The sequence below is a fragment of the Exiguobacterium artemiae genome (assembly GCF_033342815.1).
GTDB classification, from domain to species: domain Bacteria; phylum Bacillota; class Bacilli; order Exiguobacteriales; family Exiguobacteriaceae; genus Exiguobacterium_A; species Exiguobacterium_A artemiae_A.
In genome coordinates this window covers 17,716-31,183 of record NZ_JAWPEN010000024.1, presented here as the reverse complement: position 1 = coordinate 31,183, position 13,468 = coordinate 17,716, and the positions used below count along the sequence as shown (strand labels likewise).

The 13,468-nt window shown below is 44.2% G+C and carries 16 protein-coding genes; 12 read left to right on the top strand and 4 right to left on the bottom strand.

Going from position 1 to position 13,468, the window contains the following annotated elements; genetic code table 11:
- Positions 1–77, top strand: a 77-nt coding sequence (locus R7V76_RS16695) for an IS3 family transposase (RefSeq protein ID WP_369076255.1), incomplete at its 5' end; no start/stop codon positions are given.
- Positions 78–316: 239 nt separating this feature from the next.
- Here R7V76_RS16695 and R7V76_RS15830 read toward each other — a convergent pair.
- Entirely contained in the window at positions 317–499 is a 183-nt protein-coding gene (locus R7V76_RS15830) for a hypothetical protein (RefSeq protein ID WP_318094254.1), read from the bottom strand.
- Positions 500–1,043: 544 nt separating this feature from the next.
- On the opposite strand from R7V76_RS15830, the gene R7V76_RS15825 reads away from it, so the two are divergent.
- Genes R7V76_RS15825 through R7V76_RS15815 form a run of 3 tightly spaced genes read left to right on the top strand, consistent with a single transcriptional unit; the run spans position 1,044 to position 4,511 of the window.
- Entirely contained in the window at positions 1,044–3,035 is a 1,992-nt protein-coding gene (locus tag R7V76_RS15825; RefSeq protein WP_318094253.1) for a hypothetical protein, read from the top strand.
- Positions 3,028–3,888 (top strand): ABC transporter ATP-binding protein, encoded by an 861-nt coding sequence (locus R7V76_RS15820; RefSeq protein WP_318094252.1) that lies wholly within the window; start codon positions 3,028–3,030, stop codon positions 3,886–3,888. The genes R7V76_RS15825 and R7V76_RS15820 overlap by 8 nt, the downstream gene beginning before the upstream one ends.
- 29 nt (positions 3,889–3,917) lie before the next feature.
- Positions 3,918–4,511, top strand: a complete 594-nt coding sequence (locus tag R7V76_RS15815; protein ID WP_318094251.1) for a hypothetical protein — start codon at positions 3,918–3,920, stop codon at positions 4,509–4,511.
- Positions 4,512–4,633: 122 nt separating this feature from the next.
- Here R7V76_RS15815 and R7V76_RS15810 read toward each other — a convergent pair whose 3' ends face one another.
- Positions 4,634–5,206, bottom strand: coding sequence for a histidine phosphatase family protein (locus tag R7V76_RS15810; protein ID WP_318094250.1), 573 nt, complete (start codon positions 5,204–5,206; stop codon positions 4,634–4,636).
- A gap of 231 nt (positions 5,207–5,437) precedes the next feature.
- Between R7V76_RS15810 and R7V76_RS15805 the strand changes: the two genes are divergently transcribed.
- The 3 genes from R7V76_RS15805 to R7V76_RS15795 all read left to right on the top strand — a co-directional run bounded on the left by R7V76_RS15805 (position 5,438) and on the right by R7V76_RS15795 (position 7,733).
- Positions 5,438–6,328 (top strand): Cof-type HAD-IIB family hydrolase, encoded by an 891-nt coding sequence (locus tag R7V76_RS15805; protein WP_318094249.1) that lies wholly within the window; start codon positions 5,438–5,440, stop codon positions 6,326–6,328.
- The gene (locus R7V76_RS15800) at positions 6,315–7,286 is read left to right on the top strand and encodes a LacI family DNA-binding transcriptional regulator (RefSeq protein WP_318094248.1); all 972 of its coding nucleotides are present in this window, start codon (positions 6,315–6,317) and stop codon (positions 7,284–7,286) included. Before R7V76_RS15805 ends, R7V76_RS15800 begins: the two co-directional genes overlap by 14 nt.
- 87 nt (positions 7,287–7,373) lie before the next feature.
- A complete protein-coding gene (locus R7V76_RS15795) occupies positions 7,374–7,733 on the top strand; it encodes a cupin (protein ID WP_318094247.1) in 360 nt (119 codons plus the stop codon).
- Between the two features lie 618 nt (positions 7,734–8,351).
- Here the strand turns inward: R7V76_RS15795 and tnpB are convergent.
- Positions 8,352–9,524, bottom strand: a complete 1,173-nt coding sequence (gene tnpB, locus R7V76_RS15790) for an IS200/IS605 family element RNA-guided endonuclease TnpB (RefSeq protein ID WP_318094246.1) — start codon at positions 9,522–9,524, stop codon at positions 8,352–8,354.
- 237 nt (positions 9,525–9,761) lie between these two features.
- On the opposite strand from tnpB, the gene R7V76_RS15785 reads away from it, so the two are divergent.
- Positions 9,762–10,292, top strand: coding sequence for a hypothetical protein (locus R7V76_RS15785; RefSeq protein ID WP_318094245.1), 531 nt, complete (start codon positions 9,762–9,764; stop codon positions 10,290–10,292).
- A 53-nt stretch (positions 10,293–10,345) separates the two neighbouring features.
- Here R7V76_RS15785 and R7V76_RS15780 read toward each other — a convergent pair whose 3' ends face one another.
- A complete protein-coding gene (locus R7V76_RS15780) occupies positions 10,346–11,254 on the bottom strand; it encodes a helix-turn-helix transcriptional regulator (protein ID WP_318094244.1) in 909 nt (302 codons plus the stop codon).
- A 77-nt stretch (positions 11,255–11,331) separates the two neighbouring features.
- On the opposite strand from R7V76_RS15780, the gene R7V76_RS15775 reads away from it, so the two are divergent.
- The 4 genes from R7V76_RS15775 to R7V76_RS15760 all read left to right on the top strand — a co-directional run bounded on the left by R7V76_RS15775 (position 11,332) and on the right by R7V76_RS15760 (position 13,467).
- Positions 11,332–11,787 (top strand): VOC family protein, encoded by a 456-nt coding sequence (locus tag R7V76_RS15775; protein ID WP_318094243.1) that lies wholly within the window; start codon positions 11,332–11,334, stop codon positions 11,785–11,787.
- Positions 11,788–11,966: 179 nt separating this feature from the next.
- Complete coding sequence (locus R7V76_RS15770; RefSeq protein ID WP_318094241.1) at positions 11,967–12,287, top strand: hypothetical protein; 321 nt, start codon at positions 11,967–11,969, stop codon at positions 12,285–12,287.
- A gap of 46 nt (positions 12,288–12,333) precedes the next feature.
- The gene (locus tag R7V76_RS15765) at positions 12,334–12,543 is read left to right on the top strand and encodes a hypothetical protein (protein ID WP_318094239.1); all 210 of its coding nucleotides are present in this window, start codon (positions 12,334–12,336) and stop codon (positions 12,541–12,543) included.
- A gap of 93 nt (positions 12,544–12,636) precedes the next feature.
- Positions 12,637–13,467, top strand: coding sequence for an SMI1/KNR4 family protein (locus R7V76_RS15760; protein ID WP_318094238.1), 831 nt, complete (start codon positions 12,637–12,639; stop codon positions 13,465–13,467).
- The last annotated feature ends 1 nt before the right edge of the window (position 13,468 follow it).

The following is a 13,468-nucleotide window of genomic DNA, read 5'->3' as shown; positions in this document are numbered from 1 at the left end:
ATTACTATAATGAAGAACGAATCCAAGAAAAATTAGGCTACCTGACACCGAAAAAATATGGTGTACTGGCAGCCTAATCAAGGTGTTTTATATGTGTCTCATATCGCTAGGTCAGTCTAAATGGACGTGTTTTTATTGTGCATTGAGCCGTCATGCCATTCTTTCTGCAACAAGGAATACATATACAAATCATCGAATTGACCACGTGTCTTCTCGTACTGACGCAGCAGTCCTTCCCTCTGGAAACTAAGCCGTTCGAGCAACCGTTGAGAGGCCGTATTGTCCGGCAGAACAAGCGCTTCGATCCGGTTCAGGTTCAGGTTCTCAACTCCGTAAAACCGTATTTGAGCACAGCAAGAACTGCTTCTTTCGCGAGCCCCATCGGTTTAACGACACGTTCATCAGCGAGATACGTCAGTAGACTCGAAGCGTCGAGCGATGTCACCTCGCGGAGTATCAGTCTTGTGGTTTGCAGGATGGGGAATGGAGAAGTAGTCAAAGTAATCCCTTCTTTCCATGGATTTAATATAATCCGGTCATGGTCAGCTTCAGAAGCATCGATACAATGTATTCTTTGGCGATCGTTTCGTCGCTGAACTTTTTTTGGTCAAACGTCATGCCACGTTCCCGAAAAAACGTGTACCACGTACCGCGTTCTTCATAATAATGAAATTCGTCCAGCAAACGATAGGATTCGGTCGAAGATGGTTCAGGTATGCCGTGTACCGCCGTATAGTCAAGACTTCCGCTCGACTGACAGTAAAAACGTCTGCGCAGGAATGATTTCGCATATTCGGGACACCCAGTGTTTCACAGGCGAACTGTAATGGATTTCCGTACAGCAGGACTTCAATTTGTTTTTTATGATCAATCACTTTCTCGAGTCCTGTTCTGAAAACATGTATTGATTTTGCGAGCAAAATACATTCCCAACATTTTAACATTTGATTAAGTTTAAAACCATATAGTGGTAAAATAGATACGAGATAAAAAGAAAAATCCTGCTCTTTACCATGGTGTTTATGTAATAAGAGGAGGCAATCATGAAAAAAATCATCTTAGGCGAACTGCTGAAATTTTATGGAAAACAGATGGGGACGAGCCTGTTTTACATAGGGGCATTACTGGTGTTTCCTTTTAGTGTTCTCATGAAAGTTGTTGCCGATATTCGTGAAACCTATACCTATATGGACTTTGCTAGTTTACTGGATGGGCTCGTCATCCCGATGCAGGGAATCATGTTATTGGTTGCCGTCTACATGTACCGACTTGTCGCGGATGAGATCCAGTACCGACAAAGCATTCTTTTTCCGGACATCGTCCGGATTCAGTATCAACGCGTGATAGCAATACTCATGAATCATGCTCTGTTTACCGGTATGACTCTTTTGTTTGGTGCCACAGGACTGTTTGTCTATTTTTATCAGGAACAAGTTCCGTGGTCTAGCTTCCAACTGGACATATTACGGCACATCTTGATTTTTTATTTTCTTCCACTTGTCCTCGCAGCCTTATGGGGAATAAATTGTGCGATGATTTTCGGGAAACAAAAAGTCGGAATGCTTGTATTGGTTCTCATCTGGGTGTTCCTCGGACCTCTGAATACCGAGTTCTTTTCTGCTTATTTTTATGAAGGTGGATTGGAAGGAGACCGCAGTTTTCTGTTTATTGGTCCTTTGCAACCTGGTACTGTATATGTGCCGCTCGTTGGATATCTTGGAAACCAAGCATTACTGTTGAAAATCTTCATTCATATCGTGCTTCAAAGTATCATTCTGTTTCTGTTAATTGGTCAGTGGCACCTCAGATTGTCACGGCAATGGATGACAGCAGTCATTTCCTTACTCGTGCTTTGCCTGCTGATCATAATCTCACCTTATGCGCTGGCGAACAACCAACAGATCTTTGATCGGAGTCACGATACTGAGCTAGCCCAACATTATAAAACACCGTATCGGTTTCAACCGAATCATCAAAATCTGGACTTCACGATTCAAAAGATGAATTTAACTTTAAATTCTGTCGAAAATCAGATAAAGACGGAGGCGAAACTGAAAATCCAGTCAGATCAGGCGCATATTGTCTTGTCGTTATGGCACGAATACCACATTACATCCGTATCAGCTGGACAAAAAAAGTTGCAGTATAAACGGCACGGGGACTTTATTAGCATGTCTCTTCCTCCGCAGACACGAACGCACACCGTGACGATCCGTTATCAACTCCACAACAGTCCTCATTTTCCGGTGACGGAGGAGGAATGGTATCTGCCGGCGACGACAAATTGGTACCCGTCCCGCCAAGTCGAGCCCATTAATCGTTTAGGCATGGAGACGCTTGATCTGATTGTTGACCGATCTAATCTGATGAACGTGCGAATCACAGGTGAGTTGCCGAATGATCTCGTATCGAATTTAACAAGACAGGATGAAAATACGTACATAGGACGAGTATCAGGTGTGACGTTGCTTCGTGGGAACCTGTCGACCTATGAAGCTAGAGGGATCCAGATCGTAACAGATTCTTCCTGGTCCAATCCTTCGACTTATTGGTCGCCGGTCGAACAGGTACTGAAACATACAAACACAGTTATTCGGCGCACGTTTGGGAAAAAAGTAATTTTTCCGGATAAGGTGGTGCTTATTTCGCCGAATCTTGAGCGAAACAGTTTCTATGATAGTCATCATTTACTATTGCAAGTAGGCACTAACCTCAGACTGGATCAAAGCTTAAATGAAGTGATTGCGGCCTATGTACCGGGCTTGATGTGGTCGGAAGCACCAAGCCACGTCAAAACAGATCCAAAATGGAAGCTGTTTAATGCCGCACTTGCCTACTGGTTGCAAATCGAACTGAAACTCGAACCGATTGAGATTGATTCATTCTATCTACAACAGACCGGACGGGATATGAAACAACTTAACCGTTGGATCAAAACGTTTTCTGATCGCAGTCATGACCAGCAGTTGGTGCTGTTACAGCAATGGTACCGTGAGTTGAATGCCAAGCAGAAGGGAGGGAACAGGGATGATTGAAGTGCAACATCTGTCCAAGTCTTACCGCAAAAAACACATCCTGCATCAAGTCTCGCTTGAAATCGAAGGCATCTACGGATTGCTTGGTCCAAACGGTGCCGGAAAAACGACCTTGATGAAAATGCTCTGTGGATTGACGTCGATTACCGGCGGACAGGTTGTGATTGACGGTCAATCCGTTGTCCGGAGAAAATATGCAGATGTTTCCGATCGAGTCGGTTTCCTACCACAAGATTTTAATGTCTATCCGACTTTAAAAGTGGAAGAAGTACTTCTTCATTTTGCTTTATTGCAAGGAATCATGGAGATGAACCAGCGGCAGGAACGGGTGGAGGAAGCTTTGAGACGCGTCAATCTGAAAGACAAAGCACAAACACGGATGAGTGAGTTGTCCGGAGGAATGCGCCGTCGGGTCGGTATTGCGCAACTGTTGTTACGGAAACCGGAGATTTTAATTTTTGATGAGCCGACAGCTGGTTTAGATATCGAAGAACGGATTCGTTTTCGTAATCTGTTGCGTGAGTTGGGGGGAGACCACACGATTGTCGTTTCCTCGCATCTCGTCGAGGACATCGAGTTCCTCTGTACAAAGATTGGGATTATCAAAGGTGGCTCCGTCCGGTTTGAAGGTACTCCGTCCGAGTTAAAAGCACAAGCGGTTGGCTACCTCGGACAAGTTGACATCATGGCAGATGATCTTGGAAGGTGGATGCAGGATGAGCGTGTCGTACATTTAAATGAAAAAGGTGATGTTGTGGAAGTTCGTTTTTTAGAAGATGAGGCGACTGGCATTTCTACAATCGAACCGAAGTTAATGGATGGCTACTTGATGGTCATGCGACGTGCGACATGAAGAAAGGGCGGATTCTCCATCACTTATTTATGTTCGATTGGAAACTGCATGGCATCGCTGGATTGCTTCCGGTTCTGGTCTTCCTTGTGCTGGAGGTGTCTGCGTTATCGGATGCCCTGACGTCCGGAATTCAAATCGTTCATACCGTGTTTATTCCGTTTGTGGCGTGGACCATTATGTTACACCTCCACCCTCTATTTGAAGAAGGAGCGTATCACACGTTGGTTTTGCAGTATCGAAAGTGGATTTGGGTAGATGCAGGCAGGTTTTTCCTCGTTTATTTTGGTGGATACATCGTGTTGATGGCGACAATTCTCAAATCAGACTTTAGCGCCTTTCCATTTCTTGTATATGTTCATCATATCTTGTTGCTGTTGTTATTTTTATTTGTCGGGATGAGTCTGATGTTGTGGACTCAGAAGTTTGAATACGCCCTCGCCTTAATCTTGATGTACACCTTATTAGAAATCGTCACAAAAGGACAGTTCATGCCATGGCCACACGTTTTTCAGTTCGATGATAATCTGACCGATCCTCTTTACCAATCCAAAGTTCAACGGGTTGGTGTTCTGACAATCCTTTTTGCCGGATTGTCGGGTATTCGATTATGGCAACGATCTTAAACGAAAACCGACTATCAAGTCTTGCTCTTAAAGTTCTTCCGTCTCGACAATTTACCAGACAGAATCAATCCGCCGGAACAACCGATTTTGTTCGAGTTCATCGTGACTCATCATTTTTAAATTTAAATCGGCAACGTGATGCGTGACACGTTTACGAGCTCGGTCCCTCTAAAGGTAAGTTGATAGATATCCGGCTTTGTCGTTTGGCGAAGAAAATTAAAATCGTACATAGCATCAAAATGGTGAAAAATCGCAGTCATGATGAAACCGTGCGTGCCGATGACGATCCGTTTTCCAGAGTTCTTTTGAAAAATCAACATCAATGCCTGAATTCCACGGTGCTGACACGAACGAAATGTTTCCGAACCGTCACGCGAAAAAGTATGATCGATAAACATCTGTTGGACGAGCGGATAGACGTCAGCTTGCGGCATCGTCTGATGTGGTCCGGAAAACGCACATTCCCGTAAGTCTTCATCAATCAAGATGTCTTTCCCAAAATGACGCGCTGCCGCTTCGATCGTCAACAATGAACGTTGATAGGGACTGGAGAAAAACAGATCAATCTTTTTATCTTTTAAGTAGGTTGTGACGTGTTGTGCAGCCATTTGTCCGCCATCAGTTAAACCGCGTGTTCGTTCATCCAAATCGGTTTTCGGAGATTCAGCGTGCCTGATAAAGTAAATAGTTGTCATAGGAGATAAATCCTCCTTTCTGTGATGGAGTAAAGTGATTGGTGAGGTAAAAATTAAAGGATGCAGCTGACAAAGCAGATTAAAGCCCTACTTGATTAATTATGAGTCATTTCACAAAAAAGAGACATTCATTTTAAACTATGTGGAATGGGAATAAAGAGGTTGCTCTGGGAGGCGTTTCAGAAGCTAGACTGGAAACGAATAGTACATCATCCCGTGAGGAGGAACACCATGCGCTTATTTGCCATTGATTTAGACGGTACCTTGTTACACTCAACTCATATAATTTCAGAACGAAATGTCTCAGCCGTCAAGCGATGTCAGGAGAACGGAGACATCGTTGTGATTGCGACAGGAAGAGCCGCGTTTGACGCAGCGCATTTGTTACGGCTCCACCAGTTGGATTGCCCGATTATCGGTTCAAACGGAGCAGAACTCCGGGCAGAACACGAAGGAAAAACGATACGGAAAAATACTTATGTTTCATCTGATGGGAGTGAAGCCATCTTAAACTGTTTGCTGAAACAGGACGTATATCTTCATATTTACGTGGAAGACGAAATTCTGATGACGTATGACGCGACGGATCAGTTGATGAAACAAATCAAAGAGGAACAGAGAACCAAACCGTCGTTTCAAGCTGACGAATTCATAAAATCCGTGCAGCCGCAATTGACGCAATACGGCGTCCGGAAAGTAACGGATTTTTCGGACGTCGATTTAGCGAAAGTCATGAAGTTCATGATTGTCAGTCCAAAAGCAGCCGTGCTGAAACGGATCGAAAACGACTTATCGTCACGAAACTGCACCGTTACAAGCTCCGGTTCATTTAATCTCGAGATAACGGCGAACGGAAGCGACAAAGGTATGGCATTGCAACAATTTGCTGAACGGTTGGAGATTTCACTGACAGCAACGATAGCGATTGGCGATAACCATAATGACCTGCCGATGTTTCGGGTTGCCGGGAACAGTATTGCGATGGGGAATGCGGAAGACGCCGTTAAACGACAGGCGACGGAAGAGACGGGACATCATGATAACGATGGAGTTGCCACGGCGTTAGAAACGTTTTGTTCGATTCAAGTCGTACAGAAAGGAGTACAGGATGGCAAATATTAATGAAATCGCAAAGACAGCCGGCGTTTCCCGCTCGACGGTCTCCCGTGTGTTGAACAATCAGCCGTATGTCATTGCTGAGAAACGGGAGGCCGTCTTACGGGCAATGAAGCAACTGGATTACCGGCCGAATCAAAATGCGGTTCATTTATCCCGGGGAAAGACAAATGTCATCGGTGTGATGGTCCCGCAAATCAACCATCCGTTTTTCAGTCAATTGATTGAAGGGATCGGCATCGCCTGTGCCGAACGGAACATCTCGATGCTCATTCATCAAACGTTTAATGACAGGGAACAGGAACAGCAGTCGTTTACACAACTGCGGCATAAGCAAATCGACGGGCTGATCATCGGTTCATCGGTCAGTCCGCCGGCAGTACTCGAGCGTGTCCGACGCGACGGTCCGATCGTCGTCTGTGAACAGCGGGAAGAAAGTCTCGCGCAGGTCTCTGTTGATCATCAAAGCGGGATATTGGCAGTGTTGTCTCATTTAGTGGAACGGGGACATACGTCTCTTGGACTGTGTCTCGGGAATCCGGTAAGCGGCGTCGGAATGATTCGTCGCAACACCTTCGATGCGTTCGTTCAAGAACACGATATATCGGTGTTGCCGGACTGGTATTTTGAGGAGAACTATTCCTTTGCGGATGGACAGGACGTGATGAAACGCTTGCTGAAACTGACGGACAGACCAACTGCCATCATCGTCGGGAATGATTACGTTGCTGCCGGAATCATTCATCAGGCGAAACAAGAAGGTATTAAAATTCCGGAGATGCTTGCTGTGACCGGTTTTGATAATCAGGCGATTGCGGAGGCAATGTGGATGACGACTGTTGCCCAACCAATTGAACGACTCGGAAAAGAAGCGGTCCAAGTGCTCGATCAGTTGGCCCGGGGAAAAGAACTGCCCATCAGTCAGCCGATGCCACTTGAACTGATTGTGCGTGAAACGACATGACACTTGAAGGTTGTAAAGCTTGTAAACGTAGCGGCTTATCTTCGCAAAGCGGTCGTACTCAAAAACGGTTGGTCAGGGGAGGATTATATGGAAATCTATCAATTTAAAAAAGAAGCGGGTAAGAAAATTACAAAGTTCGACTCTGATTTTGTGATGTCACGCATTACACAGACAGAGAAAGCAGTACATATAGGATGTGTGCATTTAGATGAGAATGGATTAATTGGTTATCATCCAGCTGTTGTTCCTCAACTTCTTTTAGTTGTAAAAGGAGAAGGCTGGGTTAGAGGTGAAACCGATGAATACATCAAAGTTCACAGTGGCGAAGCCGTGTTCTGGGATAAAGATGAATGGCACGAAACCAAAACAGATACTGGTTTAACTGCAATCGTTATAGAAAGCGAGGAGCTGACCACTTCATCATTAATATCTTTGGAGAAAGTTTAAGTGTTAAATACATATGAGAAACTGAAAAATATCCTAATCAAGCTGCCGTTACAGTGTATTCATTCGGTAAAATAATTGTGAAAAGAATTTCTTTGTCTTACCAGATTTGATATAGATAGCCCGTTTTTAGGTGTGAATGAAAAAACGCAGATGCTCTGTTCTTTCGTGAACAGGAGGATCTGTGTTTTTTACATGAACGTCTTTCGTTTGTATATTTTATCTTCGATTCGATTCCAAATACGTGTTGCTATATAAATATTACATACTGCAACGATAGCTGCGATGACAATCATACTGATACCGGTCTCATCTGCTAAAACAAGGGATTTGAATAGAGTGAACACGACAGATAGAAGAATTGGAATGGTGATACCGTTCCAGACAGAAAAAAATAATAACGCTTTCCACATCAAGCTCATCCTTTCAAGGTGAATCTATCATGTAGTATATCAAAAAATAGACTTTATATTAGAAAAAATGGAAACCTTATACAGGTTCCGTTATTCTTTATAGGTAGTACAACATTATTTTCCGGTAAGGAGCTTGAACTACCACCACCTACGCTTCGCTTGGTGGTGGAGGATTCCTGAGTTATCCGACCTGATGGTCGAAAATTGATCAGGCTAACCCCGTCGTCCCGACGGTTGAAGAAGCTAAGATACGTTCGGCTTCTCGTTTTAGATTCAGTCCTGCGTTCACATCCCGGTCGTGGTGGATCCCGCAATTCGGACATGTCCATTCTCGTAAGCCTAGATGTTTCACGTCCTTATGTTGATGGCCGCAACTCGAGCACAGTTGACTCGATGCGAAGGTCTTTCCGACCTTCACGACGGTTTTCCCGTACCAGTCAGCCTTGTATTCGAGCATGCGGAAGAATTCTGACCAACTGACGTCAGAGATGGCCTTGCTCAATTTGCGGTTCTTCTGCATGTTCTTCACTTGCAAGGTCTCGATACCGATGACGTCGTGGTTTTGGACGATCTCGGTCGATACCTTGTGCAGGAAGTCAGTGCGCTTGTTGGCAATCTTCTCGTAGATACGCGCAACCTTCCGCTTCTGCTTCTGGTAGTTCCTCGACTCGGAAAGTTTCACTTTCTTGTTCAAGGCGATGCGTTGACGGCGGGAGAGCTTACGCTGTTCACGCGCCAGTTTCTTCTCAAGCGAACGGAAGTAACGGTCGTTCTTGTACATCGTTCCGTCCGACAGGACGGCAAAGTTCTTGAGTCCGACATCGACACCGACGGATGAACCGGTCTTTGGCAGCTCGTGGATCTCCTGCTCGACGAGCAGGGAGACGAAGTATTTTCCTGAAGCATTTCGTCGGATGGTTGCGTTCAAGATACGGCCTGTGACCTGTTTCGAGTAGGCGAAACGAACCCATTTCAGCTTCGGAAGCTTTAACTGGTTTCCGATGATAGAGGATTCGGGAAGTTGAGATTTCCCTTGGATATTGGTCTTGTATGATTGGACGGGGTTCCGCTTCGACTTGAATCGAGGGCGTTCATTCTGCTTCTTGAAAAAGCGGTCAAACGCATTGGCAAGATGTTTGACGCTCGTTTGAACAGAAGTGCTATCGACTTCCTTCAACCATTCGAACTCCTGCTTCAACAAAGGAAGTTCTTTGGAACAAGAGCCGTAGGACAGTCCTTTTCCAGTGGTCTTGTACGTTTCATCCCACTTCGCTAAGAAGTGATTGAAGATGAAGCGCGAACATCCAATCGTCTTCGCGATCAGGATTTCCTGCTCTTTTGTGGGGTAGATTCTGAATTTGTAGGCCTTGTGCTTCAACACCATTTTTCACCTCCTTTGAAGGGAATATACCCGAAAGGCAGGCTAGCGATTCATCTCCCACTTTCACTTCGTTTAGAATTGGGAGTATTCTCGCTTAATTTTGATAAAATGACTGAAATCCTGATTATAGAAGAGCCTGTCACCCAACATTTTATAGAAGATTTAGTGCATCCCCATCGGTTTGACGGAGGTTTACCTGTTGTGCATCGTTTAAGCGGAGAAGGACGAGAATTTTTAATGGCATTTTTAACACATCAAGCGCTCTTTCCGTTGTATGTGCATTTTGTCGACGAGTATGAACTGTCTGAAGACTTTACAGCCTTTTTTCAACAAAATCAGATTGACTATACGGTCGACGACTGTGACGGTAACTTGAAATCTTACGGGTACAGACGGTACAACTACTACTCTTGTCTTACGGTAAAAATTAAAAATCCTGAAGATTTACGGCTTGTACTAAACAAAACGTACTGGCTCGCATCTGAAAATGTATTCTACTGCATCAGTCATTCAAATTCTTTAACGTTCGAATGGGGAGACTTCTTAGAGCGAGGAGTCAAAAGAAGACGATCCGTCGCTGTATTTGATTTTAATGCGTCACAGACCTACATCACCACTGATTATGACGGGTTAGGATTTTGTTTACTCAGCCAGGATACGCAGTACACTTCGCTTGCTGGATTGATTGCCAGTCTGCCGGATCAGATGGTCGTTACGCAAATTAATGATGAAGTCAAAGAGGAAGGCGATGATTTTTTTCTTCTATAGTACTTTTGATGTTTGCTGCGTTAAGAACGATGCGACGAGTGATTAAAAAATACTTAATCGTACGAGGCAATAGCTTCTCGTAAAAATTCCAAGTAGTTGTCTATGAAATGTTGTGGACTTAGAATTTTAATCATGTTTCCCAAACCGGCTAAGAACTGATAGGAAAATGGGCTCTCAGGCAATTCAATGTTCGCTAAATACTGATGGATCGTCACTTCCATAACAGACTTTTTTCCATACCTCTCGATGAATTGATCTCGTACGCGAGCATCAATTAATAGTTGCACCGTGACCATATCTAATTTTTCCGCCTTGTCGTGGCTTTTTATTAGGTCTTCTTCAGATCTCGGATTAAAAAACCCTGCTTTTTGAATGTCTAAAATTCTTGTCAACTTAAACGTACGGTAGTCGTTTCGTTCCCGGCTATAAGCCACCAGATACCAATGCCTTTCGATGAATTTCAGTTTATAGGGTTCTACGATCCGATACGTCCTTTGTCCAACCTGATCAATATAGTCAAACTTCAACAACCAATGCTGTTCGATTGCCTGATGCATGAATGCAATGTCTTCTTTGATTTCGTCTCTTCCCGACCACTCATAGAAGGTCAGGTCAAGCTTTGATGGGGTATGCGTTTTAGACATGGCTTTGATTTTTTGAATCGTCATCTGAATGTTGGGATTCGTTATTAATTGATTGTATCCGGCCAACGAAATCAGGATATTTTCTAAATCATGGTGATTTACCAAACGTTTATCGAACTTGTATTCGTCCATCAATGCATATCCACCTTCAGCGCCATGTTGCGCATAGATGGGGATGTTTGCATAACTCAATGCCTCTATGTCTCGTTGAATCGTCCGTTTTGAGACATGGAATAACCGGCTGAATTCTGAAGCAGAGATTATTTCTTTTTGCAGTAGAATCATTACGATGGAGATGAGTCGTTCAATTTTTTTCATGAAGTCCTCCTATATACGACACGTAGTTGTCACCTATATCCTATTATACTTTGATTAAACAAAGGAGGAGATAAAAGATGAAAACGGTAGCTTATTTACAATTCGATGGTCAAGCAGAAGAGGCATTGACGTTCTATGAAAAAGCATTACAGGCAACAGATGTTAAGAAAGTACGATTCAATGCTTTAGGAGAGAATCCCAATATGCCGCTTGAAACAGAGGATCAAGAGTTAATCATGGAGTCACGTATTGAATTTGCCGGGAATACCTTAATGCTGTCAGATGTTCCTTCTGCAATACAAACGGTGACAGGAGGGATTCACAAAGGGAATTCTCTTTTGATCAGTATTGTCGATGCGACACCGGAAGTGAATTACTCTCTTTTTAACGGTCTCTCTGAAGGAGGCACGGTCATCATGCCTTTATCACACACCCCTTGGTCGGCCAGTTTCGGAATGCTGATTGATCAATTTGGTGTGACATGGAAATTTAACAGTGAAGCGAGTAAGTTTCTTGAGAGCTTTACAAAGTAAAAAGGAAAAGAGTCATCAAAAAAGGAATGCATGACATGCAAGGAGCTGGTTCTCCGGATTTGTGGAGGCTGGCTTTTTCTATATTTCACAAATTAATGACGACTGGTTGTCTGAAGGCGAAACCGATTAACCTCGATATACGTAAAAAAAGATATCGAACGGAAGATGGAGGAATGCAAGTGGAACTTGTTTTATATAATCTATGTCTGATTGCCTGTATCGGAACAGTCGCGGCACTGCTGTTTAATCGGTTGCAACCGGGCAGTCGTGTTCGGACAATCAGCATCAGTTTGACCGTCTTGTTGCTGGTTTTGGTCAGTGTAACCGCCTTGCTTGGATGGAATGCTGCAGAGGAAAAGCTGTACCGGTCATTTGGGGTTTTAGTCATGAACCTCTTTGCGCTTTGGTCTGTGAGCATTGAAGGGAACAATCGAAAAACCATTGTCTGGTCGGTGACGCTGGCCTTGGTCGTGGTGGTGTTCGGAACAATTTTAGAATGACATATGATAGAAATCGTACATAGACGTTAAAAAGGAGCTGTTCATATTGAAGAAAAAAATATTGGTCATCTCCATTCTTTTGATGGCAGGCGGTGTATTTGGAAACATACTTTTTACCCGGATCGGTTATTTTCCGAATGCAGATTTTCGGATTATGAATATTCCGTTAGCAGCGGGAGCGCATTACTTTAATCTGGGACTGGTGTTGCTTTACCATGACACTAATCGGACTGGTGTTGTTCCCATGGTTTCTTGAGAAAAAACAATTTTCGAAAACGGTGCTGGCACTTATACTAATTATTTGGTTGCCTGAAGCCGTCTAAACAACATGGACAGGAGCGAAGATGTCGTGAGTAAACTCATTAAACGTCTCCACCCCGATTCAAGGGTGCTCGGTGCATCAGCCGTTGACCTGAAAAAGGCGGAACGTGCCTTAGGTGTTTTGTTTCCGGATGAATACAAAGATCTGTTCTTACAGACGAACGGTGCACAGTTTGGCGAGTGGATCCTGTATCCTCTACCAACCAAACGAACAGTTTCGATGGATCTCGTTCGTCACAATGAGAAGCGTCCGGCTGACTTACCGGACGATTTGATCTGTATCGGTGAAAATCTGACCGGCGACAAGTTGTGTTACCGGATTCGGAAACGTTTTCTGCAGGAACTCGTCTTTAAATGGAATGAAAAGACGGGAATCGCAAAATATCCGTCGTCTTCTTTGGAACAGTTTGTCGACTCGCATGTCCCGAAACGAAAAACGAATCAGGTACACCGACTTGGCCGTTTCACGGTCGGGGGCGACGAGCTGATCGTGACGGATCCTTATTACGGACTAGAGGAAGAAACAGATTCACAGCTGATTTTGTCGAATGTGAAATCAGGCAGTTGGACCGCATCCACCATTTACACGGAAGACGAGTGGGTCAAGCAATTACTTGTTTTTGAAGGGGATAAAAAGCGGAGCGGCAAATGGCACCGGCAGGATCAACCAATCGGCGTGGACTCGGCACTGGCCGGTATTTTTGATGGGACAGCTTATCGTCAGCATCAAGCGATGGAATTTGAGACAATTGTTTCGTCCGACGACCAGGCCGGCATCGTCTCGTTTGGAGCTGTCTCGACGTCAGGTTTTGGAGATGGACTGTATGATGTTGACATACAGTATAATGTCTCAAGGTAAA